Origin of the sequence: Microbispora sp. NBC_01389, from assembly GCF_045040095.1 — a bacterium.
In the GTDB taxonomy this organism is placed as follows: Bacteria; Actinomycetota; Actinomycetes; order Streptosporangiales; family Streptosporangiaceae; genus Microbispora.
The window spans coordinates 6,561,418-6,586,795 of the sequence record NZ_CP109552.1 but is presented as its reverse complement, the minus strand read 5'-3'; the positions used below and the strand labels follow the sequence as shown (position 1 = coordinate 6,586,795).

Sequence of the window (25,378 nt, the reverse complement as noted above, 5' to 3'; positions counted from 1 at the left end):
GCCCACCGGGACGGGGGCGGCTCAGCGGCGGGCCACGCCCCGTACGCAGAAGGAGATAGGGCCGCAGAGGGAGATCGGGCCGCGGACGCCGCAGGCGAAGACGAACCGGTCCAGTGACTCGATCGTGAAACCCGCCGCCTCGATCGCCGCCACGCTGTCCCGGCCCGTGTGGCAGCCGCCGGTCAGGCGCGGCCACACCGTCGCGTCCAGCAGGTCCTGGGCGCGGGCCCAGCCGGCGCCCCCGGCGCGGACGTGTTCGAGGAAGCGCAGCCGCCCGCCGGGCGCGAGCACCCGGCGGATCTCCCGCAGTCCGGCGCCCGGGTCGGGCAGTGAGCACAGCACGAACGTCACCACCGCCGCGTCGAACCGGCCGCCGGCGGCCGGGAGCCGTTCGGCCAGGCCGCCGCCCACCTCGATCCGCACCGGCGCCGCCTCGGCGGCGCGGCGGGCGGCCGCCCGCAGCCGCGGCTCCGGCTCGACGGCCAGCACACCGGTCACGGACGGCGGATAGTGGCGGAAGTTCAGCCCGTTGCCCGCGCCGACCTCGATCACCCGGCCCGACAGCCCGGCCAGCAGCGCCTCCCGCTGCCCGGCGAGGCCCCGCCGGTCGAGCACCTGGCTGAACCAGGTGTAGAAGCGCGCGAACAGCGGATGGCTGATCTCGGTCGTCACCGGCACGGTCGTCCGCATGGCAGCCCCCCTCGCGAGGTTCATTCCCCGGTGCGGCGGGCTGGCGCGCCGCCGCCGCGGGCGATTACCGAACCGGGGCGAACGGCGCGTCGTCGTGACCGGTCATCGCGGGTACGGGCGCAGTGAGCGGATGGAGAGGAGCACGCCATGACTGCTGCCGCGGAGCCGGCCACCCGGCTACCGCTCATCGGCGACCGGGCCCCCGGCTTCGAGGCCGAGAGCACGCACGGCCCGGTCCGGCTCGCCGACTACGCGGGGCGGTGGCTGGTGCTGTTCAGCCACCCCGCCGACTTCACCCCGGTCTGCACCACCGAGTTCGTCGCCTTCACCGAGCTCGCCGAGGAGTTCGCGGCCCGCGGCGTCGCCCTGCTCGGCATTTCGGTCGACTCCGTCCACAGCCACCTCGCCTGGACCCGGGCGATCGAGGACAGGCTCGGTGTGCGGGTGCCGTTCCCGGTCGTCGCCGACGTCGGCACCCGGATCTCCCGCGCGTACGGCATGCTCCACCCGAACGCGTCGACCACGGCGGCGGTGCGGGCGGTCTTCGTCATCGACCCCGAGTCGGTCGTGCGCGCGATCCTCTACTACCCGATGAACGCGGGGCGCATGGTCCCCGAGATCCTCCGGCTCGTCGAGGCGCTGCAGACGGCCGACCGCGACGGCGTCTCCTGCCCGGCCAACTGGCGGCCGGGAGACGACGTGCTGCTGGGCGCGCCGCGGACCCAGGCCGAGGTGGACGCCAGGCAGGCCGACGAGAGGGTCAAGCTCGTCGACTGGTACCTCGCCAGCCTCCCCGGCCGCCCCGCCTGAGTCGTCCGCCTGAGTCGTCCGGCGCCCCGCCGGGCCCGGCACTCGGGTGATGTCCGGTAAAACTCGTCTGGTGACTCAAGACGTGACGAACTGGGCGGGCAACATCACCTTCCGGGCCGGGCGGATCGACCGGCCGTCCTCGCTGGAGGAACTGCGCGGGCTGGTGGCCCGGAGCGGGAAGGTCCGCGTCCTCGGCAGCGGCCACTCCTTCAACCACATCGCCGACTCGCCGGGCGCGCTCGTCTCGCTGGACGGCCTGCCCCCCGAGATCGACGTCGACTCCGCGGCGGCGGCCGTCCGGGTGGCCGCGAGCGTGCGGTACGGCGAACTCGGGCGGCGCCTGCACGAGAAGGGCCACGCCCTGCCCAACCTCGCGTCCCTGCCGCACATCTCGGTCGCGGGCTCCTGCGCGACCGGCACCCACGGCTCCGGCGACGGCAACGGCGGGCTCGCGACGTCCGTGCGCGCGATCGAGATGGTGACCGCCGGCGGCGACCTCGTCACGCTGAGCCGGGACGCGGACGGCGACCGGTTCGCGGGCGCCGTCGTGTCGCTCGGCGCGCTCGGCGCCGTCGTCGCCCTGACGCTCGATCTCCTCCCGGCCTTTGACGTCCGGCAGCGAGTGTACGAGGGTCTCCCGGCGGAGGTGCTCGACGACCGGTTCGACGCCGTCATGTCCGCCGCCTACAGCGTGAGCCTGTTCACCGACTGGCGGACCTCCCGCGTCAACCAGGTCTGGGTCAAGGAACGCCTCGCCCCCGCCTCCTTCTCCGAAGGGGCGACCGGCTCAGGAGGGGCGCCCGATGCCGGGGGAGTGGCAGGGGCCGGCCCCGGGCCCGGCGGCGGCTTCTTCGGGGCGGCCCCGGCCGGCGGTCCGCGCCACCCCGTGCCCGGCGTGTCCCCGGTGCACTGCACGACCCAGATGGGGACGCCGGGCCCCTGGTTCGAGCGCCTGCCGCACTTCCGCCCCGACTTCACCCCGAGCAGCGGCGAGGAGCTTCAGTCGGAGTACATGGTGCCCCGGCGGCACGCGGCCGAGGCGTTCCGCGCGCTCGGCGCGCTCGGCGACCGCATCGCCCCGGTTCTGCAGATCTCCGAGATCCGCAGCATCGCCGCCGACGACCTGTGGCTGAGCCCGAGCCAGGGACGCGACACCGTGGCCTTCCACTTCACCTGGGTCAAGGACCCGGCGGCCGTGACGCCGGTGCTGACCGCGATCGAGGAGCGCCTGGCGCCGTTCGGGGCGCGGCCCCACTGGGGGAAGATCTTCACCCTCCCGCCGGACGTCCTGCGCTCCCGCTACGAGCGCATGGACGACTTCGCCGCCCTGGCGCGGCACCACGACCCCCGGGGCGTCTTCGCCAACGACTACGTCGAGCGGTACGTCTTCGGGCGGCGATGAGCCCGATTCGCGGCGATATGCCGGGGTAGGTGTGTGCCGCGGCCGCGTCCCCGGCGTACGGGCCCGCCCCCGGCCCCGGCCGTACGGGTGAGGGGGAGGGCCATGCGGATCGAGGACTACGCGATCGTCGGCGACATGCACACCGCCGCCCTGGTGGGCCGGGACGGCTCGGTCGACTGGCTGTGCCTGCCCCGCTTCGACTCCGGCGCCTGCTTCGCGGCCCTGCTGGGCGGGCACCGGGCCGGCCGCTGGCTGCTGGCGCCCGCCGCGGGCGGGATGTGCGCCGGGCGCCGCTACCGCGACGGCACGCTGGTGCTGGAGACGACCTGGGACGCGCCCGGCGGGCGGGTGCGGGTCCTCGACTTCATGCCGCCGCGCGAGGAGGCGCCCGACGTCGTCCGGATCGTGGAGGGCGTGCGCGGCCGGGTGGAGATGCGTACGGAACTGCTCCTGCGCTTCGACTACGGCGAGGTGGTGCCGTGGACGCGCGGGCGCGGCGGCGAACTGGCCGTGATCGCCGGTCCGGACGCCGCGTGGCTCCAGTCTCCCGTGCCGCTGACGCAGGAGTCCCGGCGAAGTGCCGCCACCGCCTCGTTCACCGTCGCGGCGGGGGAGCGGGTGCCGTTCGTGCTCACCTGGCAGGAGTCGTGGCGGAGCCGCCCGCGCCGGCTGGAGGCCGCCGAGGAACTGGCGACCACCGAACGCGTGTGGCGGGAGTGGCTCGGCCGGTGCCGGCACCGGGGAGACTACGCCGAGGCGGTGTCCGGCAGCCTCGTCACGCTCAAGGCCCTCACCTACGCCCCGACCGGCGGAATCGTCGCGGCGCCGACGACGTCCCTGCCGGAGCGGATCGGGGGCTCCCGCAACTGGGACTACCGCTACAGCTGGCTGCGGGACGCCGCGTTCACCCTGCGGGCGCTCATGGAGGCGGGGTACGCCGAGGAGGCGACCGCCTGGCGCGACTGGCTGCTGCGGGCCGTCGCCGGCGACCCCGCCGACCTGCAGATCATGTACACGATCGACGGCGGCCGCCGGATGCCCGAGCGGACCCTCGACCGGCTGCCGGGATACGAGGGGTCCCGGCCGGTGCGGGTCGGCAACTCCGCCGCCCGGCAGTTCCAGCTCGACGTGTACGGCGAGGTGATCGACTGCCTCTACCAGGCCAGGGAGGCGGGGCTCGGGCCGGAGGAGGACGCCTGGGACCTGCAGCGCGCGTTCATGGACTATCTGGAGGGCGCGTGGCGGGAGCCCGGCAACGGGCTCTGGGAGGTGCGCGGGCCGCGCCGTCCGTTCGTCCACGCGAAGGTCCTCGCGTGGGTGGCCGCCGACCGGATGGTCGCCTCGGTGGAGCGGCAGGGGCTCGACGGGCCGGTGGACCGCTGGCGCGCGCTGCGCGAGGAGATCCACCGGGACGTGTGCGCCCACGGCTACGACCCCGGCCGCAACACCTTCACCCAGTTCTACGGCTCCAGAGGGCTGGACGCCGCGCTGCTGCTGATCCCCCGGCTCGGCTTCCTGCCGCTCGACGACCCCCGCGTGGCGGGAACGGTCGACGCCGTGTGCCGCGAACTGACGGAGGGCGGATTCGTGCTGCGCTACCGGCCGGAGGCCGACAAGGTGGACCGGCTGCCGGGCGGGGAGGGCGTCTTCGTCCCCTGCTCCTTCTGGCTCGCCCACGCGCTCGCCCTGCTGGGCCGGCGCAGGCGGGCGCGGACGCTGTTCGAGCGGCTGCTGTCCCTGCGCAACGACGTCGGCCTGCTGGCGGAGGAGTACGACCCCGGCCGCCGCCGTCAGGTGGGCAACTTCCCCCAGGCCTACAGCCACGTCTCGATCGTCAACACGGCGGCGGCCCTGGCGGCGCCGGAGCGATCTGCCTGACAGATGTACTTCATCTGCATTCGGCGCGTCTCGCGGTCTCCCCTCGGCGGCGCTCCCGGTTGCATGATGCAAGAGAAGGGGTCTCGGGCCCCCGCTACCTGGGAGAAGAGGTGACACATCATGGTGCGACCAGGTCTGGCTCGACGCCCGGATGTGACGGAGCTGCGCCAGACGTACGACCGGGCGGGATCCACCGCCCCCGCGCAGGTGATGGACGCGGTGACGCTCCTCGCCGGGCTCTATCTCGCCGTCTCGCCGTGGATCGTGGGATTCACCGGATTCGGCGGCCTGACGGTCAACAACCTGATCGTCGGGCTTGTCGTCACGGCGCTGGCGCTGGGCTGCGCCTCCGCGTTCGGCCGGACGTACGGCGTGAGCTGGGTGACACCGGTGCTCGGCGTCTGGGCGATCATCGCGCCGTGGGTGATCAGTGGCCGGCCGGCGACCACCGCGACCATCTGGAACAACGTGGTCACCGGGGCGATCATCTTCCTGTTCGGCCTCGGCGCGCTGGCCTTCGCGGCCAACTACCGGCAGCACGAGCACGGCCGGCGCGGAGAAGCCGGCGCATCCGGCGGCGAGTGGTAGCCGCCGGCGGCGCCGCGCCCCAGCCGCGCGCGTGCCGTACGGCGGACGGCCGGCGGAGATCGTCCTCCGCCGGTCTCGTCGTGTTCCGGCCGTCACGCGGGTGGCGCCTGCCGCAGCCCGTGGTGGGTGACGTCGCCCACCGGATGGTCCCTCGTCACCACGCTCACCGCCCCCTTCGACTCGAAGATCACGTAACGTACCGAGGAGAGCGAGGCGACGCCGTGCTGGCGGAGGATCACGTACAGATCGGGCTCGGTGAGCCCGCACCTCCGTAGCTGCCGCCGCTGGATCTCACCCTCGGCCACCAGGACACGGGGCGTGTGGTCGAACCAGTGCGGTGACGGGGACCGCAACCGCACCTGCGTCACGACGGCGTGGACGGCGATCACCGTGAGGAGCGCGGCGGCCCCGGTGAGATACGAGGTGTCGGACGCCGTCGCCGTGCGGCCGACGATCGCGCCGACCGCGACCGCCGCGACGAAGTCGAACGGCGACAGTTCGGCGATCATGCGGCGCTTGGTGACGCGGAGCCCGGCGACGGCGGTCGCGTACAGCAGCAGCGTCTTGACGGCCACCCAGCCCAGCCCGGCGACCTGCCCGAACAGCAGGAACCCATCGAGCGGCGGCGACACTCCGGACAGCGGGGACATGGCTTCCCTCCAGCCTGGAGGCGCGACGGCGGATCTCGTCGCGCCGTCCTCACGCTGGCCTTCCCCGCCTTCCCGCCGCCGTCACTCTGTCGGGGACGAGCGGTAACGTGTCGGCTCGTGTCGCGAAGATCGCGTCGGTGGTGGGCCGCCGCCCTGGCGGTGTCGTCGGCAGGGCTGGCCTACAGCCTGACCCTGGCCCAGCACGGCTTCGCCTGGTTCTCGTTTGGGTACTGCCCCGCGCGCGATCTCTACGACTCCGCCACCGGCGTGTGGTGGCCCGCCCGTGCGTACTTCCCTCTGGCCTGGTATTCGGGCCTCCCCGGCATCGTTGCCGGGTTCGTCGCGCACTGGGCGGCCACCAGAACGGGGCGTTCCCGGGCCGGGCGGGTGCTCGCCCGCGTCGTGGCGGCGCCGCTGCTCGTCCTGTTCGGCCTCGCCCCGCTCGCGTTCGCGCTGGACCTCGCGAGGGACACAGGCTGTCTGGACAGGTGGGGCGGAGCTCTGGGGATCAGGCTGGTTCTCCTTCCGGACGTCGTCGCCGCCGTGGCCGCCCTGTGCGGGCTCGCGGCGGTGCGCGGGCCCCCGGCGGCACCGGCTCCGGCGGGTGCTACGCCCGGCGATCCTCAGGTGGCCGCGCAGGTCGGCGCCTGTGCTCGCCGTGCCGCCGTACGGCGCGGGTGAGCGGGGTTCCTCTGCGACGCACGCGAGAGCGGCCGGTTCGCGGACGTCTCGGACCTGGACCTGCTCGCCTACGGGCACGCCGGAGAGATGCCTGGGAACATTCTGGGAGTTTGAGATCGTTTGCGGGTGTCTGTGAAATTCGGTGACTCGCGCGGCTAGGGTGGGCAGCCACCCGCGGAAGCCGTGGAGCTTTCCCCCGATACGACCGCTGGGAGTTGTCTCACATGTACGGGCGCGTCCCCTCACAGACGAGCCAGGATGAACAGTTCCGGCAGGAGGTCCTCTCCAGCCAGGACGAACCCTCCGGCACGAAGAGCAGGAAGCCCCTCGTCGTCGTCGCCGTGATCCTGGTCGCCGTGCTCGCGGCGGCGGGCGCGGGTTTCGCGTTGCGCGGCGCCACGGACGCCGGCGGTCCCTCCGCGGGCAACGCCGGGCAGCCGGCGGCCCCGGCGCAGGAGAACGGCGCCGGCGACCCCGCCGACTCCGGGACCGGCTCTGAGGCCGACTCCGGGAACGGCTCCGGACCGGACTCCGGCACCGGCGCCGAGGGCGGTGGCGCGGACGGAGGCTCCGCACAGGCGCCCGCCGGAGGCGCCGCGGGCCCAGGCTCCGGCGCGGGCGGGTCCGGCGACCGGGCGGTCGGAGGCACCGGCCAGGCGAAGACCGCGCCCGCCGGAAAGGCGGGCGGCGGCACGAAAGGCGGAACGGGGACCGGGTCGAGCCAGGACGACGGCGCGCCTTCGGCGCCCGACGACCCCGGCGGCCTCATCCCCGGTGAATGCGCCGCATCCGGGTGCTGACGCGTAGGGCGCGGGGTCAGGAGGACGGGTCGGGCCAGCCGAGCGGGAACGAGGCGGTCGTGGGTGGTTCGCCGGCCGCGTCGGTGAACTCGCGCATGGCGGTGATCAGGGCCTGACGCCGGGGGGCGGGCATCCGGGCGAGTATCGCCGCGATCTCCGCCTTGCGCCGGGCCGTGACCTCGTCCACGATGCGCCGGCCGATGCCGGTCAGCCGCAGCAGCGTCTCACGCCGGTTGTGCGGGTTCACCTCACGCTTCAGCAGTCCGGCGGCGGCGAGGCGGTCCGCCATCCGCATCGCGGTCGAGGGGTTCACGCCGAGCCTCTCGGCCAGTGTCACCAGTTTGGTCTCGCCCTGCCCGACCACCAGCAGCATCCGGAACTGCGGCAGCGTGACCCTGTCCTCCGCGGCGGCGAGGGAACGTGCGGAGATCGCGACGAGCACTCGCGACGCGGTGAGCACCGCGGACGTGACGGCCTCCAGGTCATCCGCGATCGGCTCCTCGTCCCCATCCTTAGCCATAGCCATCGTTTTTACACGGTCCCCATCGCCGTCGCGTCATTGCATCGGACAAAGGTTCCCACCCTGTGACCAGGGGTTGTACGGCGACGACGGCGGCGATGCGTCCTGACATGCCCCTCCGCGCGAACGCGTGTGCTGATCGCTTCTGTGGGTAGTCGCGGGGGCACGGAAAACACGGAGGGATAACGATGGGCTGGAGCTACCGTAAGTCAGTCAAGATGGGGCCTTTCAGGCTCAACCTGTCGCGCGGCGGTGTGGGCCACAGCTACGGCGGCCGCGCCTTCCGCGTGACCAAGACGGCGGACGGGCGCCGCACCCTCACGGTGAACCTGCCCGGCGGCTTCCACTGGAAGAAGACGCTCAGCTAGAGCGGGTGCGCGCCGCGCCGGGCGTGGCCTCCGGCCCGCCCGGCGCCGGACCTCCCGACGGCACCACTTCTCCGGGCGCCTCTCAGAGGGCGCCTCTCCAGAGGGCGCTTCGCGGGCTCGCTTCCCGGGCCGCACCTTCTTGGGCCGCGCTTCGTGGGCTCACTTCTTGGGGTGCAGGGCCGAGGGCTTGTGCACCGCCGAGCCTCCGCTCTTCTCGCTGCGCACCTTGTACTGCGGCTCCTCCGGGGACGCGGCCACGGTACGGCCCGCCTCCTCGGTCCGTTCGGTGATCTTCTTCTCGACCTTACCTTCGGCGGTCCCGCCGTGGCTCTTCCAGGTCACCTCGTCGCCGACCTTCGGTTCCTCGGATTCGCGCTTGTCACTCATGGGCCCGCGCATACCCCCTCGTCCCGCCGCCACTCGGGATGAATTCCAGGAAAAGGGCGATTCCTTGGCCGCTTGATCTCCGTACCGTTTCCCCGATGTTATCCCGGGCCGCGAACTCCCGATGATTCGCACCGCCGCACCGCGCGCCAGGCGGGCCTCTTGCGGGCGCGACGGGATCTTTTCGGGTGAAGCGCCCGATCACCATGCTTGACCGGACATTGGCCGTGGGATGCGTGATCACTCACTGGTGTGGCGCTTACCGTCGTGCTCGTACCATCCATGACCTCGGGGGAGTCTCATGCCTCTCTGCACAGCCGTACTGGCCGCCGCCCTCCTCTCAGGGCCGGCCGTCGTGCCGCCGGACCCCGCTCCGACCGGGACGACGGCCACCTCGGACACGAACGACGCCACGCCGTCGTGGCGGCCGGCGGGACCACTCGCTCTCACCCCCGGCGGGGCGCCGCAGGCCGGGGAGTTTCCGTTCATGCTTCCCCAGGCGCCGCCGTGGACGGCGCCTGAGGGAACGGCGGGCGGGCGCGGCGCGGGCCCCGCTCCGGAGAGCGCCCCGGACCTGCCGGATGCTCCAGGCGTGCACGTCAAGCCGGCCACGAACGGCGGCGCCGTCCGGCCGGGAGAGACGGCCGGTGGCGTGGCGCACATCCAGCCGGCCGCGTCGGAGCCGGGCACCTCGGTCATCCCGCTGATCGATCCGAGGACGCGCGACGTCGTGATCCAGCCGGTGTCCGGCAAGCCGGGCGAGGCGCCGAAGCCGTTCACCCTCCACTCCGTGCAGGGCGTGCAGAAGGCCAGGTCGTTCCCGGCGGTCCAGGTGCGGAAGAAGGTGATCCAGCGCCCCCGGCAGCAGCAGTGGCCGCGCGGCTGGTGAACCACTCGCCCGAGACGGCCTGACGGACAGGCCCGTGTGCCCGCCCCGCCACCCAGCAACGACCTTTCCATGAAAAAGGAAACACGATCATGAATACCCGTCTGCTCGCCTTTGCCGCGCTGACCGCGGCGCTGTCGATGTCCGCGGCGTGCGGTAGCCAGGGCGGCAACTCCGCGGCCCCGGTCGCCGTCAACGAGACCGCCACCGACATGACCACCGAGACTCCCAGCACCGGCGCCGAGCCGAGCGAGGGCGCCTCCGCGACGCCCTCGGCCGCGGTGTCCGCGTCGCCGGTCGGGCCCGCCTGCGCCTCGCTCCCGGCCTCGGGCAAGGGCAGTCCCGCCGAGCTGGCCAAGGTGCCGGTGGGCGCCGCGATCTCCGACATTCCGTCGCTCTCCACACTGGCCCGCGTGGTGAAGAAGGCCGGGCTCGCGGAGACGCTCAACTCCGCCCAGGACATCACCGTGTTCGCGCCCACCAACGAGGCGTTCGGCAAGATCCCGAAGAACCAGCTCGACCAGTTGCTGACCAACCGCAAGTCGCTCCGGGCGCTGCTGGCCTATCACGTGGTCAAGGGACGGAAGGCGCCCGCGGACCTGCACGGCGAGCTGACCAGCCTGGAAGGCCGCAAGCTCACCGTCTCGGGCGCGGCGCCCAGCTTCAAGGTCAACGACGCGGCCGTGACCTGCGGGAACCTCGCCACCTCCAACGCGACCGTCTACCTGGTCGACAAGGTCCTCATGCCGAAGTGACCGGCCGCCGTCCAATGACGGCGTCTTCCGGGGGTGTGCCGCCTGCGGCACGCCCCCCTTTTTTTGTTTTTCGGTGGCCTATGTCCTGAAGCGGCCGATTCTCTTATTTGACCGGACACTGGGTGTCGGGTCCGTGAACGCCCGGCATCAGGCGCTTACCGTCGTTCTTGTACCGTCCACCAATATTCGGGGGAATTACTCATGCCTATAGCTACTGCCATTCTGGCTGCGGCGCTCCTCTCGGGGCCGGCGCCCGCCGACCAGAGCCCGATGGCCGCCAAGGAGCCGCTGTCGCCCGGCAAGCAGATCGCCGCGATGGCGATGAACCACCCGGAGGAGCCCGACGTCGTCGCGTCCAAGGCTCTGGAGATCCTGGACAAGGGCACGAAGGTCGGCCCGTACTTCTCGCCGGACGACGCGTCCGACGCCCAGGGCGGCCCCGCGGCCGGAGGGCCACAGAACATGGGTCCGGCCGTCAACGGCCCGGCGAACGCCGGCCAGGCCGGCGCGGCGCCGCAGGACGCGGGCCAGGCCCCGGAGGGTCAGGACGCCGACGGCCAGGCGGTCGGCGACCAGGCGGCCGGGGCGCCGCAGGGCGCGGGCCAGGCGGGCGACAACCAGGGGGCCGCCGGCCAGGAGCCCGGCGAGACGAGCGGATTCATGCCGCTGGGCAACGGCGGCATGTTCACCATGCCGGCGAAGAGCAACAGCAGCGACGACAACAGTGGTGACAACAGCGGCGGCAACGCCCAGAACGCACCGCGGGACATCTTCCTCCACCCCTCCGCGCAGAAGCCCACGTACACGAAGCTGTCCGGCGCCGACCTGACCGGCGCGCCCGCCGGCCGGCAGAAGAAGGATGACGACGAGGCGGCGGACGCCTGGCTCCGGCCGGCGAAGGCGACCACCGGGGCCAAGAGCGTGATCAGGGCCAGGGGCAAGGCCAGGCCGAAGAGCGCCGATCCCTTCTCGATGCCGGGCTGGGGCTGATCCGCACCGCCCCGCCGGCGGCAGTGAGACGACCGAGGGGGAGCAGACAGAGGGGTGAACCGACAGAGGGGTGAGCCGGCCGGGACCGGCTCACCCCTCATCGCCGTGCGCGCCCGCGCCCGGGCCGTCGCAGGTCGACGACCTCGACCAGGTCGGCCAGGTCCACGTGGGCGGCCACCTCCTCGACGGTGGCGCAGAAGCCGACGTGATACCCCAGATGGCGCACCCGCAGGAGCCGCCGGCCCTCGATGACGACGGAGTCCACCTCGTGCCCCTCCGCACTCACCCACCTGCGCATGACGGCAGACTAGAAAACCCCAGGTCATGAGCGGACAAAACGACAGGACCCCGCCGCGCCCGATGGCGTGGCGCGCTGCCGAAGGCGCACGGACCCCGGGGCGGCAGGGTGACCGTCGCCGTCCCGCAGGACGAGATGATCTCCGGCGCGCCGTGCCGTTTTGTCGCAATTGGCCGGGGGTATGGCCCCCGATCGCGGGGGCGCGGCGTAGGGGAGGGCTGCGATGGGCGAGGTCGAGCTCAGTGTGCGGATCCCGGTCGGCGAGGTCGTCCTCGACGCGGACGTGGCCGTACCGCGGGACGCGCGGGGTGTGGTGCTGTTCGCCCACGGCAGCGGCAGCGGCCGGCACAGCCCGCGCAACCGCTACGTGGCGGGGGAACTGCAGCGGGCCGGTCTGGCCACCGTCCTCGCCGACCTGCTCACCGCCGAGGAGGAACGGGCCGACGCCTTCACCGGGCACCTGCGGTTCGACATCGGCCTGCTCGCCGCCCGGGTGGGGGCGCTGGCCGACCGGCTGCCCGGCGACGACCTCACCCGGGGCCTGCCCGTCGGGCTGTTCGGGGCCAGCACGGGCGCCGCGGCCGCGCTCGTGGCCGCCGCCACCCGGCCGGGCGTCGTGCGGGCGGTGGTCTCCCGCGGCGGCAGGCCGGACCTGGCGGGGAACGCACTGCGCGCGGTGCGCCAGCCGACGCTGCTGATCGTGGGCGAGCGCGACCCCATCGTGATCGACCTCAACCGGGAGGCGATGGAGTCGCTCACCGCGCACGTCCGCATGGAGGTCGTGCCCCACGCCACGCACCTGTTCGAGGAGCCCGGCGCCCTGGAGACGGTCGCGCGGCTCGCCCGCGACTGGTTCGTACGCCACCTTCAGGCCATGCCGCCTGCTCCCTGAGCTGCCCCGCTACGATCTGACGTCATGGAGCAGCGCGTTTTGGGCAGGACAGGCAGGCAGGTGGGCGTGGTCGGGCTGGGCGCCTGGCAGCTCGGAGCCGACTGGGGCGAGGTGAGCGAGGCCGACGCACTGGCCACGCTCGGCGCCGCGGTCGAGGCCGGGACCACCTTCATCGACACGGCCGACGTGTACGGCGACGGCCGCAGTGAGAAGATCATCGGAAAGCTGATCAAAGAACGGCCCGGCCTGACGGTGGCCACCAAGATGGGCCGCAGGGTGCAGCAGACCCCCGACGTCTACACCCTGGACAACTTCCGCGCCTGGACCGACCGCTCCCGGGAGAACCTGGGCGTCGACACGCTGGACCTGGTGCAGTTGCACTGCCCGCCGAGCACGGTCTTCGACACCGACGAGGTCTTCGACGGGCTCGACACGCTGGTGGCCGAGGGCCGGATCGCCGCGTACGGCGTCAGCGTGGAGACGGTCGCCGAGGCGCTGACCGCGATCGCGCGGCCGGGGGTGGCCACCGTGCAGATCATCCTCAACGCCATCCGGCTCAAGCCGCTCGAAGACGTCCTGCCCGCCGCGGAGAAGGCCGGAGTCGGCATCATCGCCCGGGTCCCGCTGGCCAGCGGCCTCCTGTCGGGCAAGTACGGCCCGCAGACGGTCTTCGCCGAGAACGACCACCGCAACTTCAACCGCCAGGGTGCGGCGTTCGACGTCGGCGAGACCTTCTCCGGCGTGGAGTACGGCGTGGGACTCCAAGCGGTCGACCGGCTGCGCGGACTCGTGCCCGAGGGCATGACCCTGGCGCAGTTCGCGCTGCGCTGGATCATCGACCAGCCGGGGGTGAGCGTCGTGATCCCCGGCGCCCGCAACCCCCAGCAGGCCCAGGCCAACGCCGCCGCGGCGCAGTTCCCGCACCTCACGGCCGAGGCGCAGGACGAGGTCCGCAGCATCTACGACGACCTCATCCGCCCCCAGGTCCACCACCGCTGGTGACCACCGCACTGTGACCACCGCACTGTGACCACCACTCTCCGGGGCCCGGGGGTCCGCCGGGACGGTCCGGCCGCCTGACCCGCCCGAACCGATGGCTCTCGATTCACTTCCGCCCCGGCGATGACGCATCCGGTCGCCGGGGTCCGTCCGAATGACCGTACGTGGAGAGATGGGAGACCGCTGAGAAGCGGGCGGCCGAGGCGGACGGAACGCTCCCCGCGCGGCCCGCCCGGCCACCCTCGGGACGGCCCGGCGGGGCCCGCCCGCGCGGGTGGTGGCCGGACGCCACCGGCGCCGCGCTGCTGGGCGTCATGGTGGCCGCGCAGATCGCGACCGGGCTGCGGCCTGACGACCCGCGCCTGACCACCGTGGTCGTGGTGCTGATCGCGGCGAGCGCGCTCGCCTTCGCCTCCGCGGCCACCACCCCGCGCAGGGCGGCGGGCGCGTTCGGGGCGGCGGTGGCGGCGGGCTACGCCGCCGAGTGGATCGGCACGAGGACGGGCCTGCCCTTCGGCGACTACCACTACACCGACGTGCTGTGGCCGCGGCCCGGCGGCGTCCCGCTGATCGTCGCGCTCGCGTGGGGCGGCATGGGCCTGGCCGCCCACGCCGTCGCCGCCCGTGCCGTCCCCGGACGCGCTGTCCCGGCCCGTGCCGTCCCCGCCCACGCCCACGCCGCAGCCGCCCGTGCCGCAGCCGGTCGTGCTGTCGCCGGCCGTGCCGTGCCGTACGGCACGGTGGGCCGGGTCTGCCTCGGGGCCGTCGCGCTCACCGCGTGGGACCTCTTCCTCGACCCGCAGATGCTCCGGCTCGGGCTGTGGGTCTGGGCCGAGCCCGGGCCGTACCGCGGTGTGCCGCTCGGCAACCTCGCCGGGTGGCTGCTGGTCTCGCTCCTGGTCATGACGCTGATCGAACGCATCGCACACCACCCCGCCCCGGCCCCGGCCCCGGCGGCGCCGGGGACGGCGGGCCGGGCGGGGGCGACCGGGCTGGTGGCCCTCTACACGGTGATGGCGGTGATGGAGACCATCGGCTTCGCCGTGGTCTTCCGGCCGCCCGACCCGCTGGTGGCCGCCGCCGGAGGGATCGCGATGGGCACCTGCGCGCTGCTCGCCTGGAGGGGCACATGGCGGAAGTGATCGTGGTCGGTGGCGGAGTCGGCGGCATGGTGGCCGCTCTGCTGCTCGCCCGGGACGGGCACGAAGTGCGGATCTACGAGCGGCTGCCCCGGCTCGGCGGCAAGCTGGCCGAGCACCGGCGCGACGGCTTCACGTTCTCGATCGGACCCTCGCTGCTCACGCTGCCCGGCCTCTTCCTGGACCTCGGCGTCCCGCTCGACCTGCTCGAACTCGACGAGCTGTGCCGGTACCGCTTCGCGGACGGCTCGGTGCTGTCCACGTACCGCGACCCGGGCCGTACGGCCGGCGAGGTGGACCGGCTCGCGCCGGGCGAGGGCCGCAACTGGCGGGCGTACCACCACTGGGCCGAGCGCTGCCTGGACGCCGCGATGCGCACCTTCTTCGCGGGACCGCTGACCGGGCCCGTCGTCGAGCCGCCGGCCCCCTGGCGGGGCGGCGCCGCGCCTGGGCGGCCGGGTGGCGTCGGAGGCGACGGCTCGCGGACCGGCGGTGCGCGGGGCGGCGGGCAGGTCCCCCGGGCCCGGCTGGGCGACCTGTTCGCGGTCGCGCCCGGCCGCACCCTGGACGCGCTGGCGGGCGGTTTCTTCCGGGACGCTCGCCTGCGCCAGTACGTGGACCGCTACGCGACCTACGCGGGATCGAATCCCTACCGCGCGCCCGCCGCCCTCGGCTGCGTCCCCGCGATCGAGCACGGCGACGGCGGGTGGTACGTCCGGGGCGGCCTGCCCCGCATCGCCGACGCGCTGGCCGCAGCGCTCGACAAGGCGGGCGTGGAGGTCCGTACGGAGACCGAGGTCACCGAGGTGATCGCGGGCGCGGACCGGGTCCACGGCGTCCGTACGGCCGGAGGCGAGGTGACACTCGCCGACGTCGTGGTCGTCAACGCCGACGCGGCCTCCCTCTACGGGCGGCTGCTGCCCGACCGCGCCCGGCTGCGGCGGATCGCCGGGCTGGGCCTGTCCTCGTCCGCCTTCCTGATGCTCGCCGCCGTCGAGGGCCGCACGGAGGGCATACCCCACCACTCGATCGTGTTCTCCGGCGACTACCGTCGGGAGTTCGGCGACATCTTCGACCGGCGGCGGCCACCGGAGGACCCCACGGTCTACATCGGCTGCCCGTCCGTACACGACGCCACGATGGCGCCCGCCGGCGCGGAAAGCTGGAGCATGCTGGTGAACGTCCCGGCCGGCGACCCGGCCCGGTGGCCGATGCCGCCCGAGGCGTACGCGGAACTCGTCCTGGAGCGCCTGGCGAGCCGGGGGCACGACCTGGCCGGGCGGCTGCGCTACCTCGACCTGCTGACCCCGGCCGACCTGCGGGACCGGTACGGCGCCTGGGGCGGGGCGATCTACGGCGGCGCGTACGGAGGCCCGCTCGCCCCCTTCCGCCGTCCTGGCAACCGGGGGCCCCGGCGCGGCCTCTACCTCGTCGGCGGGTCCGCGCACCCCGGGGGCGGCCTGCCGCTGGTGGCGATGGGCGGGCGCATCGTGGCCGAACTCGTGGCCCGCGACCTCTCCGCCTCCGGACGGCAACGGGGAAGGGCGGCGAGACCGTGATGTCCGGACGGCGGGGAAGGGCGGCGACACCGTGATGTCCGGACGGCGGATGCTCGGGGCCGCCCAGGCGGCCGCCGCCCTGGTGGTGCTGGCGCGGCTCGCCCGCGGACGCCGGCGCCTGCCCCCGCTCAGCCCGCCCGCCGCACGTACGGAAACGGCGAGCCCCGGCGGGCGGGAAGCCGCCGGTCCGGGAGTGGCCGCCCGTGACACGACACCGGGCAGCGGGGCACCGCGTCGCGGGGTGCCGGGCGGTGAGGGCCAGGGGATATCGGTGGTGATCCCGGCACGGAACGAGGAGCACCGCCTCGGGCCCTGCCTGCGCGCGGTGCTGGCCGATCCCGCCGTCACCGAGGTGATCGTGGTGGACGACGAGTCCTCCGACGGCACGGCCCGGCTCGCCGCCGCGCTCGGTGCCCGCGTGGTGCCGGGACGGCCGCTGCCGGACGGCTGGGTGGGCAAGCAGTGGGCGCTGCACCAGGGGCTGCGGGAGGCGCGCGGCGAGATCGTCTCGACCCTCGACGCCGACACGCGGCCCCGCCCCGGCCTGTGCGCGGCGCTGGCCGCCGCGCTGGACGACCACGACCTGGTCAGCGCCGGTCCGCGCTTCGTCTGCGACGGACTCGCCGAGCAGGCGCTGCACGCCTCGTTCCTCGCCACGCTGGTGTACCGGTTCGGCCCGATCGGTCCTCCGGTCCCGCCGCCTCCGCACCGGGTGATGGCCAACGGCCAGTGCCTGGCCTTCCGCCGTGCGGCGATGCTCCGGGCCGACGGCTTCGCCCGGGTGCGGCGGCACATGACCGACGACGTCGCCCTGGCCAGGGCGCTCGCGGCGGACGGCTGGAGGGTCGGCTTCCTCGACGCCCGGGATCTGCTGGAGGTCGACATGCACGAGTCGGCCGCCGAGGTGTGGCGGGAATGGGGACGGTCGCTGCCGCTGGGCGACGTCACCCGCCCCGCCTGGCAGGCCGCCGACCTCGCCGTCGTCTGGCTAACCGCCGCGCTGCCGGTGCTCCGCCTGGCCGCCGGACGGCCGACCCGGCTGGATCTCGGGCTGCTCGCCGTGCGACTGCTGCTCACGACGGCCCTGCGGCCGGCCTACGCCCGGCCGGGGGCGGGGGTGGCGCTGTCGTTGCTGCTCGACCCGGCGACCGCCGTACGGCTGACGCAGGCGACCCTGCGGCCGGTGCGCACCTGGCGCGACCGCGCCTACCCCGCCATGCCGGTCAGGTCGCCGGTCAGGGACGGCGGGCGGCCAGCGCCGCCTGCCCGAAGCGGAGACCGATGAGGCACATCAGCGCGCCTGTCGCGGCGACGTGCCCGATGGGCGCGAAGGCCAGTTGGAGCACCGGGATCGCGAACACCCCGGCCCTGGCCGCGAGTGCGAACGACCCGGTGGCCAGCCGCGTCACCGCCAGGACGGCGAGCGCGAGCGCGAACGCGGGCGGGCAGATCACGGCCATCCCCCCGGCGAAGGTCAGCACCGACCGCCCGCCACGGAACCCGGCGAAGACCGGCCACGCGTGGCCGAGCATCGCCGCTCCCACCGCGAGGTACGCCAGGGGAACGCTCGGCCCGGCGACCACTCCCAGTGCCGTCGTGTGGGCGCCCCCGGCCACCAGGCCGAGCAGCCCGGCGGCCACGCCCTTCGCCATGTCTCCGGCGAAGACGGGCGCCGCCGCCCGCGCGCCGAGCCGTTCGCGCACGTTCCAGAAGCCGGGGTTGCGGTCGCCCTCCTCACGGGGATCGACGCCGCGCCGCCCGGCGACCAGCACCGCCACCGGGATCGAGCCGAGAAGGTAGCCGCCGATGACCGCGACGAGCAGCGGAACGAGCGAGGAACCGAGCGAGAGAACGAACGAGGGGCCCGGCGGGGAACCGGCCGGGGGGACGAGCAGCGGGAGCGTCGTCACGTTCCACCTCCACAGGTACGCGGATCGGGGGGCGATGCGCCACATGGCCTTCGACCGTCCGGTGCTGCGCCGGACACCGGGACTGCTGTTCTGGCGGCTGCTCGGCACGGGCCGGGGGCCGTCCACGACGCTCGGCGCCGACCTGCGCCGCTGGGCGCTGCTGGCCGTGTGGCGGGACGAGCAGGCGCTGGAGGAGTTCCTGGAGCGCTCGCCGATCCCGGCGCGCTGGCGGCGCGAGGCCGTCGAGACCTGGCACGTACGGCTCGCACCGATCTCCTCGCGCGGCCGCTGGAACGGCGTCGAGCCCTTCACCCCCGCGCCGCTCACCCCCGCGCCCGGGCCGGTGGCGGTGCTGACCCGGGCGTCGATCAGGCCGTCGCGGCTCCTGGCGTTCTACCGGTCCGTCCCCTCCGTCGACCGGCTCCTGCGCGGGCAGGAGGGCTGCCTCGCCTCGGCCGGCCTGGGGGAGTGGCCGCTGGCGCGGCAGGCCACCTTCTCCCTGTGGCGTGACGCCGCCGCCGTAGGCGCGTTCGCCTACGCGGGCCGCGCGCACCGCGAGGTGATCGAGCGCGTCCGCGCGCACGACTGGTACTCCGAGGAGCTGTTCGCCCGGTTCGTGCCGTACGCGAGCGCGGGCACCTGGGACGGGACCGATCCCCTCGCCGGTCTCGGCCCCGGTTCGCCCCGGTTCGCCCCGTCCCACCGCTGACTCAGCGGGCGGGGCGGACGGCGGGACGATCGCCGAGGCGGGCCACGACCTCGCCCCGGGCCAGATCGCGGGCCACGACGCAGGCCCGCGCGATGGTCCGGGCCCGCGAGGAGCCGTGGGCGACCACGACGGTGCCGGTCAGGCCCAGCAGCGCCGCGCCGCCGTGCGTCTCCGGGTCGTAGCGGCCGGCCACCCGCCGGAGCGCCTCGGCGCCGGCGCCCGCCCCAGCGCCCGCATCTGTGCCCGCTCCTCTGCCCACCTCTGTGGCCAGCAGGGCGAGCGTGGCCCGTACGGTGCCCTCGACGTTCTTCAGCACGACGTTGCCGGTGAAGCCGTCGGTCACGATCACGTCGGCCACCCCGGTGAGCACGTCGCCGCCCTCGACCGGGCCGTGGAAACGCAGCGGCAGGCCGCGCAGCAGGATCTCGGCCCGGCGGGTCAGCCGGTTCCCCTTGCCGGGCTCGGCGCCGATCGACAGCAGCCCGACGCGGGGATCGGCCACGCCCAGCACGAGCCGCGCGTACGACGCGCCGAGCAGGGCGAACTGGGCGAGCATCTCGGGCGTGGGGTCCACGGTGGCGCCCGCGTCGATCAGCACGGTGGCCCCGCCCGCCGTCGTCGGCAGCGCCACGGCCAGCGCGGGGCGCAGCACGGCGGGCGCGGTGCCCAGCCGGTCGGTCGCGCAGGCGGCGACGGCTCCCGTGGACCCTGCCGACACGAAGGCCGCGCCGGCTCCGTCCCGGACGAGGCCGAGCCCGACCGCCAGGCTGGAGCGGGCCATGCGGACCGCCCCCGCGCCGCGCTCGGTCATCGGGACGACGTCGTCGGCGTGCGCCACGTCGATCTCGCCCACCGCCCCGAGCCGGGCCAGTTCCGCGCGCACGACACCAGCCCGGCCGGCGAGCACGACCGGCACGCCGTGCTCCCGCCGGGCCTGGACCACCCCCCGCACGATCTCGGCGGGCCCGTGGTCTCCGCCCATGGCGTCCACCACCACCGGCGGGGAGTCGGCCGCCACGTCCCGCATGTCAGGCCACCCCCACCCGGCGCTCGGCCTGCGCGGCCGCGCGGGCGGCGAGCAGGTTCCGGGTGAAGATCGCGAGCCTGCGCCCGCGCGGCACCGTGGCCCGCCGCGCCAGCACGTCGTGGCCGGCCGCCGTGATCTCGTCCAGGATGCCGCCGTACAGCTCGTACGCCGCCCGGATACAGGGCCGCGACGACGGCGCGAGCAGCGCGATCCCCTCCCACGCCCGGCGGTAGTGGTCACGGGCGCGTTCGCAGTTCAGGGCCACCAGGTCGCGTACGGCCGGGGTGGCGCGCGGCGCGGCGAGGTCGGCCGGGGTCACGCCGAACTTGTCGAGGTCGGCCAGCGGCAGGTAGATCCGGCCCCGCGCCAGGTCCTCGCGTACGTCGCGGACGAAGTTGGTGAGCTGGAACCCCAGCCCGAGCTGCCGGGCGGGCTCGCGGGCCCGCCCGTCCTCCCCGGGCAGGGGCTCCAGCACGGGCAGCATCATCGTCCCGATGGCCGCCGCCGAGCCCTCCATGTAACCCAGCAGGTCGTCGTACGTCGCGTACCTGCGCACGGTCAGGTCGGCGCGCATGGACGCCAGGAACGCCCCCACGTCGGCGTGGTCGATCCCGAAGGCCCTGACCGTGTGCGCGAAGGCGGGCAGCACCGGATCGCGGACCGGCTCCCCGCCCAGCGCGGCGGTCAGCCGGGAGGCGAGCCGCTCCAGCGCCCGGGACCGGTCGCCGCTCACCCCGAACGAGTCGACGATCTCGTCGGCGTAACGGGCGAATCCGTACAACGCGTGGACGTGCGGTCGTTTCCAGGCGGGCAGCAGCCGGGTGGCCAGATAGTACGAGCGGCCGTAGCGGGCGTGCAGCCTGCGGCACCGCTCGTACGCCGCCGTCAGCGTGCCGGACGACGGTGCGGACGACGGTGGGGGCGACGGTGGGGGCGACGTTCTCATGGAGAGCTCTCCAGGATGCGTTCGGCGGCCAGGCGGCCGGAGATCAGCACGGGCGGCACCCCGACGCCGGGGGCGGTGTACATGCCCGCGAAGTGGAGGCCGGGGACCCGCCGCGCCGCTCCGGACGGCCGGAACCAGGCCGTCTGGGTGAAACGGGCGTCGAGGGCGAACGGCGTGCCCGCGGAGTGGCCGCGCCGCCGCCAGGCGGGGGGATCGAACACGAGCCGGGGCGCCGCGGACAGGTCGCCGTACCCGAGGCCGGAGAGCCGGTCGAGCATGCGGTCCACCAGACGGGGGGTGAGGGCGGCCCAGTCGGCGCCGCCCTCCAGGTTCGCCGTGGGCTCCAGCACGCTCAGCACGGCGGGCCCCGCGCCGCCGGGCCCGTGATACTCAGGCCCGTGGCTGCCCGGCCCGTGGTTGTCGGGCCCGTGGTTGTCGGGCCCGTGGTTGTCGGCCCCGTGGTTGTCGGCCCCGTGGTTGGCAGCACAGGTCACCAGCAGGCTCGGGTCCGGCTGCGGGGCACCGGCCTCCAGCGCCGCGAACGTCGCCCGCCATTCCCGGCCGAAGTGCAGGGTGTGGTGGGCCTGGCCGTCCGGCCGCCGGTCGAGGGCGAAGTGCGCCACCAGGCACGAGGGGGAGAACCGGGGACGGCGTAGCCGCCAGTCGGCCGCCTCCTCGGGCAGCAGGCCGTCGCCGCCGGCGCCGTGGGCGCCGGCGAGGTCGCACGCCACCACCGCGTGCCGGGCCGCGATCCGCTCGCCGGTGTCGAGCCGTACGGCGGTCACCCCGGCGCCGTCGGTCTCGATCCGGGTGGCCCGCACGCCGTACCGGAAGACCGCCCCGGCCTTCTCCGCGGCGGCGGCCATGGCCCGGGGGACGGCGTGCATGCCGCCCTCGCGGGGGAAGTACACCCCGCCGACGGTGTCCATGTGGGCGATCACCGCGTACACGCCGAGTGCGCGCTGCGGCGACCTGCCGACGTACAGCGACTGGAACGTGTGCGCCCTGATCAGCCGCTCGTCGGTGAGGTGGCGCCGCACGAGGCGGTCCAGCCGGCGGAAGCCGCCGAGCGCGGTCAGCCGGGCCAGCGCGTACGGCCGGGCCAGCGCGCGCAGCCGGGTCATGTCGTTGTCGATGAACGCGTCCCACTCGGCCTCGAACATCTCTCCGAGCAGCACTCGGAACCTGCGGTAGCGCACGGCCTCCGCGGGCCCGCACAGCGCCCGTACCTGGTGCTCCATGGCGTCCGCGCCGGCGACCACGTCGAGCCGCGACCCGTCGTGGAAGGTCAGCCGGTAGTACGGGTCGAGCCGGCGCAGCGGCAGCCAGCGTTCCATGTCCTGCCCGGCCGCGGCGAAGGTGTCGGCCAGCACCCCCGGCATGGTCAGCACCGAGGGGCCGGTGTCGACGCGGTGCCCGCCGAGGGCGGCCGTGCCGCAGCAGCCACCCGGCCCGTCGGAGGCCTCCACGACGATCACCTCACGGCCGGCTCCGGCCAGGCGCATCGCGGCGGCCAGACCGCCGAGGCCCGCGCCGACGACCACGACCGGCCCGCCCGCGGCCATCAGACGGTCCTGCGGGTCGTCGTCATACGCGCTGCTCCTTCGGTCGTTCCGTGATCGGCGGCCGGTCCGGTGATCGGACGCCGGTCCGGTGATCGACGGCCGGTTCGGTGATCGGCGGTGCCGTCAGTAGAGTTTTCGCGCCCTCCCGCTCCGGCGGTTGCATCCGTCCGTTGCATCCGTACCGGGCCTCCCTGTCGAAACAAGGCGAGGGACGACCGGCACGGCGTGTGCCGGAGGGCGGGAGCGGCGGGACGGATACGGGGTGAGCGGGTGAGGCGGGACGGGCAGCCGGAGGCGGGCGGCGACGCCGTCTCCGAGGAGGAGCCGGGCTACGGCATCGGAGCCGTCGCACGCCGGCTCGGCGTGCCCGCGTCCACGCTGCGCACCTGGAACCTCAGGTACGGCATCGGCCCGAGCCGGCGCAGCCCCGGCGGGCACCGCCGTTACGACGAGGCGGACCTGCGCCGGCTCCAGGAAATGAACCGGCTGGTCCGGTCGGGGATGCCGCCGGCCGACGCCGCCGGCCTGGTGCTGCGGCAGAGCCCGCCCGCGTCGGCGCGCGAGGTCACGCCCCAGGTCACGCCCCAGGTCGCGTCCCAGGTCGCGTCCCAGGTCACGCCCAGACTCAGTCCTGTAGCCACGCCCCACCTCCCGGCCGCGGAACCCGGCCTGATGTCCGCGGCCATGCTGGCCCGCGTCGTGACGGCGATGGACGCCCCGGCCGTGAGCATGGCACTGGACGCGGCGCTGGCCGCGCACGGCGTGCTGTGGACGTGGGAGCGGCTCGTGCTGCCGGTGTTCGCGGCGATCAGCCGCAGGCAGCGGGAGACCGGAGCCGGGATCGACATCGAGCACCTGTTCTCCAACCGGCTCCAGGCCGCCCTGGTGCGGTTCTCGGCGCACACGCCCGCGCCCGCCCACCCCCGGCCGGTCCTGCTGGCCGCCGCCGAGGAGGAGCAGCACACGCTGGCGATCCAGGCGCTGGCCGCCGCGCTCGGCGGGCTCGCGGTGGAGACCCGGGTGCTCGGGGCCCGCACGCCGTACTCCGCGCTGGCGGACGCCATGCGCCGCGTCGGCCCGGCGGCGGTGTTCGTCTGGTCGCAGACCCCCGAGACCGGCGATCCGGCCCCGCTCGGCGGCCTGCCGGGGCTCCGCCCCGCCTGCCGGATCATCGCCGGCGGCCCGGGATGGAGCGACGGCATGCCTACGGAAGTCACCCGGGTGACTACGTTTCGTGATGCCATCTCGGCGGTAATGACCACTCTGCGGTGATTCGCCCTCTTTGGCGCAGCCTTGACCTGAGGTCCGGCCGGTTTGGTTGCCACGATGACGCGCGGAGGGCTATGAATAGGTTTTGAATAAGTTTTTGGGCATGGGGGGACCATGGAGACGACGCTGGAGTTCCGCCTCGCCGCGGGAGACACGGGCGCCCTGGGGGAGTGCTACCGCCAGCACTCGCCGGCCGTGCGCTCCTACCTGCGCAAGCTTGTGCCGCCACAAGACGTGGAAGACGTCCTCCAGGTCGTCTTCACCGAGGTCTGGCGGTTCCGGCACCGCTTCGATCCGGGCCGCAGCCTCGCGGCCTGGCTGTTCGGCATCGCGCACAACCGCGCCGTCGACCACCTGAGGGCGCGTACGCCGACGACGGTGCCGCTGGAGGCGGTCCCGGACCCGGCGGGGCACGACGGGCGGCGGGACGGCGACGAGCTCGCCGACCGCGACCGGGTGCTCCGCGCGCTGGCCGCCCTGCCGCAGGTGCAGCGCCAGGCGATCGAGCTGGCGTACTACGGCGACCTGACCCAGCGCGAGATCGCCGAGCACCTGCGGGTCCCGCTCGGCACCGTCAAGGCCCGTACGGCCCGGGGCCTGCACCGGCTGTCCGCACTCCTGGAGGCGGCGTGAGCACGACGGAGAACACGACGGAGATCACAGCGGGAGGCGCGGCGGCGGAGGTCAGGCCCAGAGTGGCGGTGTCGAGCTGCCTGCTCGGCGCTCCGGTGCGGTTCAACGGCGGCCACAGCCGCGACCGGTTCCTCACCGGCGAGCTGGACGGGCACGTCGAATGGGTGCCGATCTGCCCCGAGATGGAGATCGGCCTCGGCGCGCCCCGCGAGACGCTCCGCCTGGAACGCGGCGCGGACGGGCCCCGGCTGCTGACCCGGCGGACGCGCCGCGACCTGACCGCCGAGATGGCCGGCCTCGCCGCCGAGCGGGCGGCGGAGATCGGCGCGGTCGACGGCTACGTGTTCAAGTCGAAGAGCCCGAGCTGCGGGCTGCACGGCGTCCCCGTGTACGGCGGGTCCGCCCCGGGCGCCCCCGGGCGCCGCGGCCCCGGCCTCTTCGCCTCCGCGATCACCGATGCCCACCCGTCGCTGGTCGTCGAGGACGAGGGCCGGTTACACGACCCCGTGCTGCGCGAGGCGTTCGTCGAGCGGATCTTCGCCGCCGCCCGGCTGCGGGCGCTGCTGTCCGGTGACTGGCGTCCCCGTGACCTGGTCGGCTTCCACACGCGGCACAAGATGCAGATCCTCGCCCACTCGCCCGGGGCGTACCGGGTGATCGGGCGGCTCGTCGCCGCCGCGGGCGACCTGCCCCGGGAGACGCTGGCCCGCGAGTACGGCTGGGCCTTCCGCACCGCCCTCCTGGTGCGGGCCACCATCGGGCGTCACGTCAACGTGCTGCACCACTTCCTCGGCAGGATCAGCGCGGACCTCGACCCGGTCCGCCGGGCCGACCTCGCCGAGGTCATCGAGGCGTACCGGGCGCATCGGGTCGCCCTCGCCGTGCCGCTGGCCCTGCTGCGCCACCACGCGAAGGGCGCCGGAGCCGGCCCGGTCCAGGAGCAGACCTACCTGTTCCCGTATCCGGACGCGCTGCGCCTGCGCAACCACGTTCCCGCCTGACGGGCCCGCCGCATCGGCGTGAGTACGAC

The 25,378-nt window shown here is 74.4% G+C and carries 28 protein-coding genes; 19 read left to right on the top strand and 9 right to left on the bottom strand.

Translation table 11 applies throughout. The features are described from left to right. Positions 1-21: 21 nt before the first annotated feature. On the bottom strand, positions 22-690 hold the full coding sequence (locus OG344_RS29070; RefSeq protein WP_405085813.1) for a methyltransferase domain-containing protein: 669 nt from the start codon (positions 688-690) through the stop codon (positions 22-24). A gap of 147 nt (positions 691-837) precedes the next feature. Here OG344_RS29070 and OG344_RS29065 point away from each other — a divergent pair, with 147 nt between their 5' ends. The 4 genes from OG344_RS29065 (at position 838) to OG344_RS29050 (ending at position 5,368) form a co-directional block, all read left to right on the top strand. Next, the gene (locus tag OG344_RS29065; protein ID WP_405085812.1) at positions 838-1,500 is read left to right on the top strand and encodes a peroxiredoxin; all 663 of its coding nucleotides are present in this window, start codon (positions 838-840) and stop codon (positions 1,498-1,500) included. A gap of 70 nt (positions 1,501-1,570) precedes the next feature. After that, positions 1,571-2,902 carry a D-arabinono-1,4-lactone oxidase gene (locus tag OG344_RS29060; RefSeq protein ID WP_405085811.1) on the top strand — a complete coding sequence of 444 codons (1,332 nt, stop codon included), beginning with the start codon at positions 1,571-1,573 and terminating at the stop codon, positions 2,900-2,902. A 102-nt stretch (positions 2,903-3,004) separates the two neighbouring features. Continuing rightward, positions 3,005-4,780, top strand: a complete 1,776-nt coding sequence (locus OG344_RS29055; RefSeq protein WP_405085810.1) for a glycoside hydrolase family 15 protein — start codon at positions 3,005-3,007, stop codon at positions 4,778-4,780. A 120-nt stretch (positions 4,781-4,900) separates the two neighbouring features. Then, complete coding sequence (locus tag OG344_RS29050) at positions 4,901-5,368, top strand: SPW repeat protein (RefSeq protein ID WP_405085809.1); 468 nt, start codon at positions 4,901-4,903, stop codon at positions 5,366-5,368. Positions 5,369-5,460: 92 nt separating this feature from the next. On the opposite strand, the gene OG344_RS29045 is transcribed toward OG344_RS29050, so the two are convergent. Then, positions 5,461-6,018: a DUF421 domain-containing protein gene (locus tag OG344_RS29045; RefSeq protein ID WP_405085808.1), complete on the bottom strand. Its 558-nt coding sequence runs from the start codon at positions 6,016-6,018 to the stop codon at positions 5,461-5,463. Positions 6,019-6,135: 117 nt separating this feature from the next. Between OG344_RS29045 and OG344_RS29040 the strand changes: the two genes are divergently transcribed. Together OG344_RS29040 and OG344_RS29035 are read left to right on the top strand one after the other, a co-directional pair. Then, the gene (locus OG344_RS29040; RefSeq protein WP_405085807.1) at positions 6,136-6,699 is read left to right on the top strand and encodes a hypothetical protein; all 564 of its coding nucleotides are present in this window, start codon (positions 6,136-6,138) and stop codon (positions 6,697-6,699) included. Positions 6,700-6,923: 224 nt separating this feature from the next. Further along, positions 6,924-7,499, top strand: coding sequence for a hypothetical protein (locus tag OG344_RS29035; protein ID WP_405085806.1), 576 nt, complete (start codon positions 6,924-6,926; stop codon positions 7,497-7,499). A 16-nt stretch (positions 7,500-7,515) separates the two neighbouring features. Here the strand turns inward: OG344_RS29035 and OG344_RS29030 are convergent, their stop codons facing one another. Further along, positions 7,516-8,019, bottom strand: a complete 504-nt coding sequence (locus OG344_RS29030) for a MarR family winged helix-turn-helix transcriptional regulator (RefSeq protein WP_405085805.1) — start codon at positions 8,017-8,019, stop codon at positions 7,516-7,518. Between the two features lie 188 nt (positions 8,020-8,207). Here OG344_RS29030 and OG344_RS29025 point away from each other — a divergent pair, with 188 nt between their 5' ends. Beyond that, positions 8,208-8,387, top strand: a complete 180-nt coding sequence (locus OG344_RS29025; RefSeq protein ID WP_327046419.1) for a DUF4236 domain-containing protein — start codon at positions 8,208-8,210, stop codon at positions 8,385-8,387. A 159-nt stretch (positions 8,388-8,546) separates the two neighbouring features. Here OG344_RS29025 and OG344_RS29020 read toward each other — a convergent pair whose 3' ends face one another. Further along, positions 8,547-8,774 (bottom strand): DUF2945 domain-containing protein, encoded by a 228-nt coding sequence (locus tag OG344_RS29020; protein ID WP_150938517.1) that lies wholly within the window; start codon positions 8,772-8,774, stop codon positions 8,547-8,549. A gap of 298 nt (positions 8,775-9,072) precedes the next feature. Between OG344_RS29020 and OG344_RS29015 the strand changes: the two genes are divergently transcribed. The 3 genes from OG344_RS29015 to OG344_RS29005 all read left to right on the top strand — a co-directional run bounded on the left by OG344_RS29015 (position 9,073) and on the right by OG344_RS29005 (position 11,402). Then, the gene (locus OG344_RS29015) at positions 9,073-9,660 is read left to right on the top strand and encodes a hypothetical protein (RefSeq protein ID WP_405085804.1); all 588 of its coding nucleotides are present in this window, start codon (positions 9,073-9,075) and stop codon (positions 9,658-9,660) included. Positions 9,661-9,749: 89 nt separating this feature from the next. Beyond that, positions 9,750-10,412 (top strand): fasciclin domain-containing protein, encoded by a 663-nt coding sequence (locus OG344_RS29010; protein ID WP_327046416.1) that lies wholly within the window; start codon positions 9,750-9,752, stop codon positions 10,410-10,412. A gap of 201 nt (positions 10,413-10,613) precedes the next feature. After that, positions 10,614-11,402 carry a hypothetical protein gene (locus OG344_RS29005; protein WP_405085803.1) on the top strand — a complete coding sequence of 263 codons (789 nt, stop codon included), beginning with the start codon at positions 10,614-10,616 and terminating at the stop codon, positions 11,400-11,402. Between the two features lie 97 nt (positions 11,403-11,499). Here OG344_RS29005 and OG344_RS29000 read toward each other — a convergent pair whose 3' ends face one another. Further along, positions 11,500-11,700, bottom strand: a complete 201-nt coding sequence (locus OG344_RS29000) for a transposase (protein ID WP_405085802.1) — start codon at positions 11,698-11,700, stop codon at positions 11,500-11,502. Between the two features lie 223 nt (positions 11,701-11,923). Between OG344_RS29000 and OG344_RS28995 the strand changes: the two genes are divergently transcribed. From OG344_RS28995 to OG344_RS28975, 5 genes are all read left to right on the top strand, one after another. Next, positions 11,924-12,592 carry a dienelactone hydrolase family protein gene (locus OG344_RS28995; protein ID WP_405085801.1) on the top strand — a complete coding sequence of 223 codons (669 nt, stop codon included), beginning with the start codon at positions 11,924-11,926 and terminating at the stop codon, positions 12,590-12,592. A 24-nt stretch (positions 12,593-12,616) separates the two neighbouring features. Further along, on the top strand, positions 12,617-13,594 hold the full coding sequence (locus OG344_RS28990) for an aldo/keto reductase (protein ID WP_405085800.1): 978 nt from the start codon (positions 12,617-12,619) through the stop codon (positions 13,592-13,594). Between the two features lie 161 nt (positions 13,595-13,755). Next, positions 13,756-14,733, top strand: a complete 978-nt coding sequence (locus OG344_RS28985) for a carotenoid biosynthesis protein (protein WP_405085799.1) — start codon at positions 13,756-13,758, stop codon at positions 14,731-14,733. Next, entirely contained in the window at positions 14,721-16,289 is a 1,569-nt protein-coding gene (locus tag OG344_RS28980; protein WP_405085798.1) for a phytoene desaturase family protein, read from the top strand. Before OG344_RS28985 ends, OG344_RS28980 begins: the two co-directional genes overlap by 13 nt. A gap of 34 nt (positions 16,290-16,323) precedes the next feature. Further along, positions 16,324-17,574 carry a glycosyltransferase gene (locus OG344_RS28975; protein WP_405085797.1) on the top strand — a complete coding sequence of 417 codons (1,251 nt, stop codon included), beginning with the start codon at positions 16,324-16,326 and terminating at the stop codon, positions 17,572-17,574. On the opposite strand, the gene OG344_RS28970 is transcribed toward OG344_RS28975, so the two are convergent. Continuing rightward, positions 17,525-18,199, bottom strand: a complete 675-nt coding sequence (locus OG344_RS28970) for a glycerol-3-phosphate acyltransferase (protein ID WP_405085796.1) — start codon at positions 18,197-18,199, stop codon at positions 17,525-17,527. The genes OG344_RS28975 and OG344_RS28970 overlap by 50 nt on opposite strands. Positions 18,200-18,242: 43 nt before the next feature. On the opposite strand from OG344_RS28970, the gene OG344_RS28965 reads away from it, so the two are divergent. After that, positions 18,243-18,908, top strand: a complete 666-nt coding sequence (locus tag OG344_RS28965; RefSeq protein ID WP_405085795.1) for a spheroidene monooxygenase — start codon at positions 18,243-18,245, stop codon at positions 18,906-18,908. A 1-nt stretch (position 18,909) separates the two neighbouring features. On the opposite strand, the gene plsX is transcribed toward OG344_RS28965, so the two are convergent. The 3 genes from plsX to crtI are packed head-to-tail and all read right to left on the bottom strand — an operon-like array spanning position 18,910 to position 22,446. Beyond that, positions 18,910-19,935, bottom strand: a complete 1,026-nt coding sequence (gene plsX / locus OG344_RS28960) for a phosphate acyltransferase PlsX (protein WP_405085794.1) — start codon at positions 19,933-19,935, stop codon at positions 18,910-18,912. A gap of 1 nt (position 19,936) precedes the next feature. After that, complete coding sequence (locus tag OG344_RS28955; protein WP_405085793.1) at positions 19,937-20,881, bottom strand: phytoene/squalene synthase family protein; 945 nt, start codon at positions 20,879-20,881, stop codon at positions 19,937-19,939. Beyond that, on the bottom strand, positions 20,878-22,446 hold the full coding sequence (gene crtI / locus OG344_RS28950) for a phytoene desaturase family protein (RefSeq protein WP_405085792.1): 1,569 nt from the start codon (positions 22,444-22,446) through the stop codon (positions 20,878-20,880). Before crtI ends, OG344_RS28955 begins: the two co-directional genes overlap by 4 nt. Positions 22,447-22,716: 270 nt before the next feature. Here crtI and OG344_RS28945 point away from each other — a divergent pair, with 270 nt between their 5' ends. The 3 genes from OG344_RS28945 (at position 22,717) to OG344_RS28935 (ending at position 25,349) form a co-directional block, all read left to right on the top strand. Further along, positions 22,717-23,718: a MerR family transcriptional regulator gene (locus OG344_RS28945; RefSeq protein ID WP_405085791.1), complete on the top strand. Its 1,002-nt coding sequence runs from the start codon at positions 22,717-22,719 to the stop codon at positions 23,716-23,718. 111 nt (positions 23,719-23,829) lie between these two features. Further along, positions 23,830-24,348 carry an RNA polymerase sigma factor gene (locus tag OG344_RS28940; protein WP_405085790.1) on the top strand — a complete coding sequence of 173 codons (519 nt, stop codon included), beginning with the start codon at positions 23,830-23,832 and terminating at the stop codon, positions 24,346-24,348. Next, positions 24,345-25,349, top strand: coding sequence for a DUF523 and DUF1722 domain-containing protein (locus OG344_RS28935; RefSeq protein WP_405085789.1), 1,005 nt, complete (start codon positions 24,345-24,347; stop codon positions 25,347-25,349). The genes OG344_RS28940 and OG344_RS28935 overlap by 4 nt, the downstream gene beginning before the upstream one ends. Positions 25,350-25,378 lie beyond the last annotated feature (29 nt).

Coding starts and splice junctions, on each gene's coding strand:
- OG344_RS29070 (WP_405085813.1), bottom strand. CDS start 690: ATGCGGACGACCGTGCCGGTGACGACCGAGATCAGCCATCCGCTGTTC.
- OG344_RS29065 (WP_405085812.1), top strand. CDS start 838: ATGACTGCTGCCGCGGAGCCGGCCACCCGGCTACCGCTCATCGGCGAC.
- OG344_RS29055 (WP_405085810.1), top strand. CDS start 3,005: ATGCGGATCGAGGACTACGCGATCGTCGGCGACATGCACACCGCCGCC.
- OG344_RS29050 (WP_405085809.1), top strand. CDS start 4,901: ATGGTGCGACCAGGTCTGGCTCGACGCCCGGATGTGACGGAGCTGCGC.
- OG344_RS29045 (WP_405085808.1), bottom strand. CDS start 6,018: ATGTCCCCGCTGTCCGGAGTGTCGCCGCCGCTCGATGGGTTCCTGCTG.
- OG344_RS29035 (WP_405085806.1), top strand. CDS start 6,924: ATGTACGGGCGCGTCCCCTCACAGACGAGCCAGGATGAACAGTTCCGG.
- OG344_RS29030 (WP_405085805.1), bottom strand. CDS start 8,019: ATGGCTAAGGATGGGGACGAGGAGCCGATCGCGGATGACCTGGAGGCC.
- OG344_RS29025 (WP_327046419.1), top strand. CDS start 8,208: ATGGGCTGGAGCTACCGTAAGTCAGTCAAGATGGGGCCTTTCAGGCTC.
- OG344_RS29020 (WP_150938517.1), bottom strand. CDS start 8,774: ATGAGTGACAAGCGCGAATCCGAGGAACCGAAGGTCGGCGACGAGGTG.
- OG344_RS29015 (WP_405085804.1), top strand. CDS start 9,073: ATGCCTCTCTGCACAGCCGTACTGGCCGCCGCCCTCCTCTCAGGGCCG.
- OG344_RS29010 (WP_327046416.1), top strand. CDS start 9,750: ATGAATACCCGTCTGCTCGCCTTTGCCGCGCTGACCGCGGCGCTGTCG.
- OG344_RS29005 (WP_405085803.1), top strand. CDS start 10,614: ATGCCTATAGCTACTGCCATTCTGGCTGCGGCGCTCCTCTCGGGGCCG.
- OG344_RS29000 (WP_405085802.1), bottom strand. CDS start 11,700: ATGCGCAGGTGGGTGAGTGCGGAGGGGCACGAGGTGGACTCCGTCGTC.
- OG344_RS28995 (WP_405085801.1), top strand. CDS start 11,924: ATGGGCGAGGTCGAGCTCAGTGTGCGGATCCCGGTCGGCGAGGTCGTC.
- OG344_RS28990 (WP_405085800.1), top strand. CDS start 12,617: ATGGAGCAGCGCGTTTTGGGCAGGACAGGCAGGCAGGTGGGCGTGGTC.
- OG344_RS28980 (WP_405085798.1), top strand. CDS start 14,721: ATGGCGGAAGTGATCGTGGTCGGTGGCGGAGTCGGCGGCATGGTGGCC.
- OG344_RS28975 (WP_405085797.1), top strand. CDS start 16,324: ATGTCCGGACGGCGGATGCTCGGGGCCGCCCAGGCGGCCGCCGCCCTG.
- OG344_RS28965 (WP_405085795.1), top strand. CDS start 18,243: ATGGCCTTCGACCGTCCGGTGCTGCGCCGGACACCGGGACTGCTGTTC.
- plsX (WP_405085794.1), bottom strand. CDS start 19,935: ATGCGGGACGTGGCGGCCGACTCCCCGCCGGTGGTGGTGGACGCCATG.
- OG344_RS28955 (WP_405085793.1), bottom strand. CDS start 20,881: ATGAGAACGTCGCCCCCACCGTCGCCCCCACCGTCGTCCGCACCGTCG.
- crtI (WP_405085792.1), bottom strand. CDS start 22,446: ATGGCCGCGGGCGGGCCGGTCGTGGTCGTCGGCGCGGGCCTCGGCGGT.
- OG344_RS28940 (WP_405085790.1), top strand. CDS start 23,830: ATGGAGACGACGCTGGAGTTCCGCCTCGCCGCGGGAGACACGGGCGCC.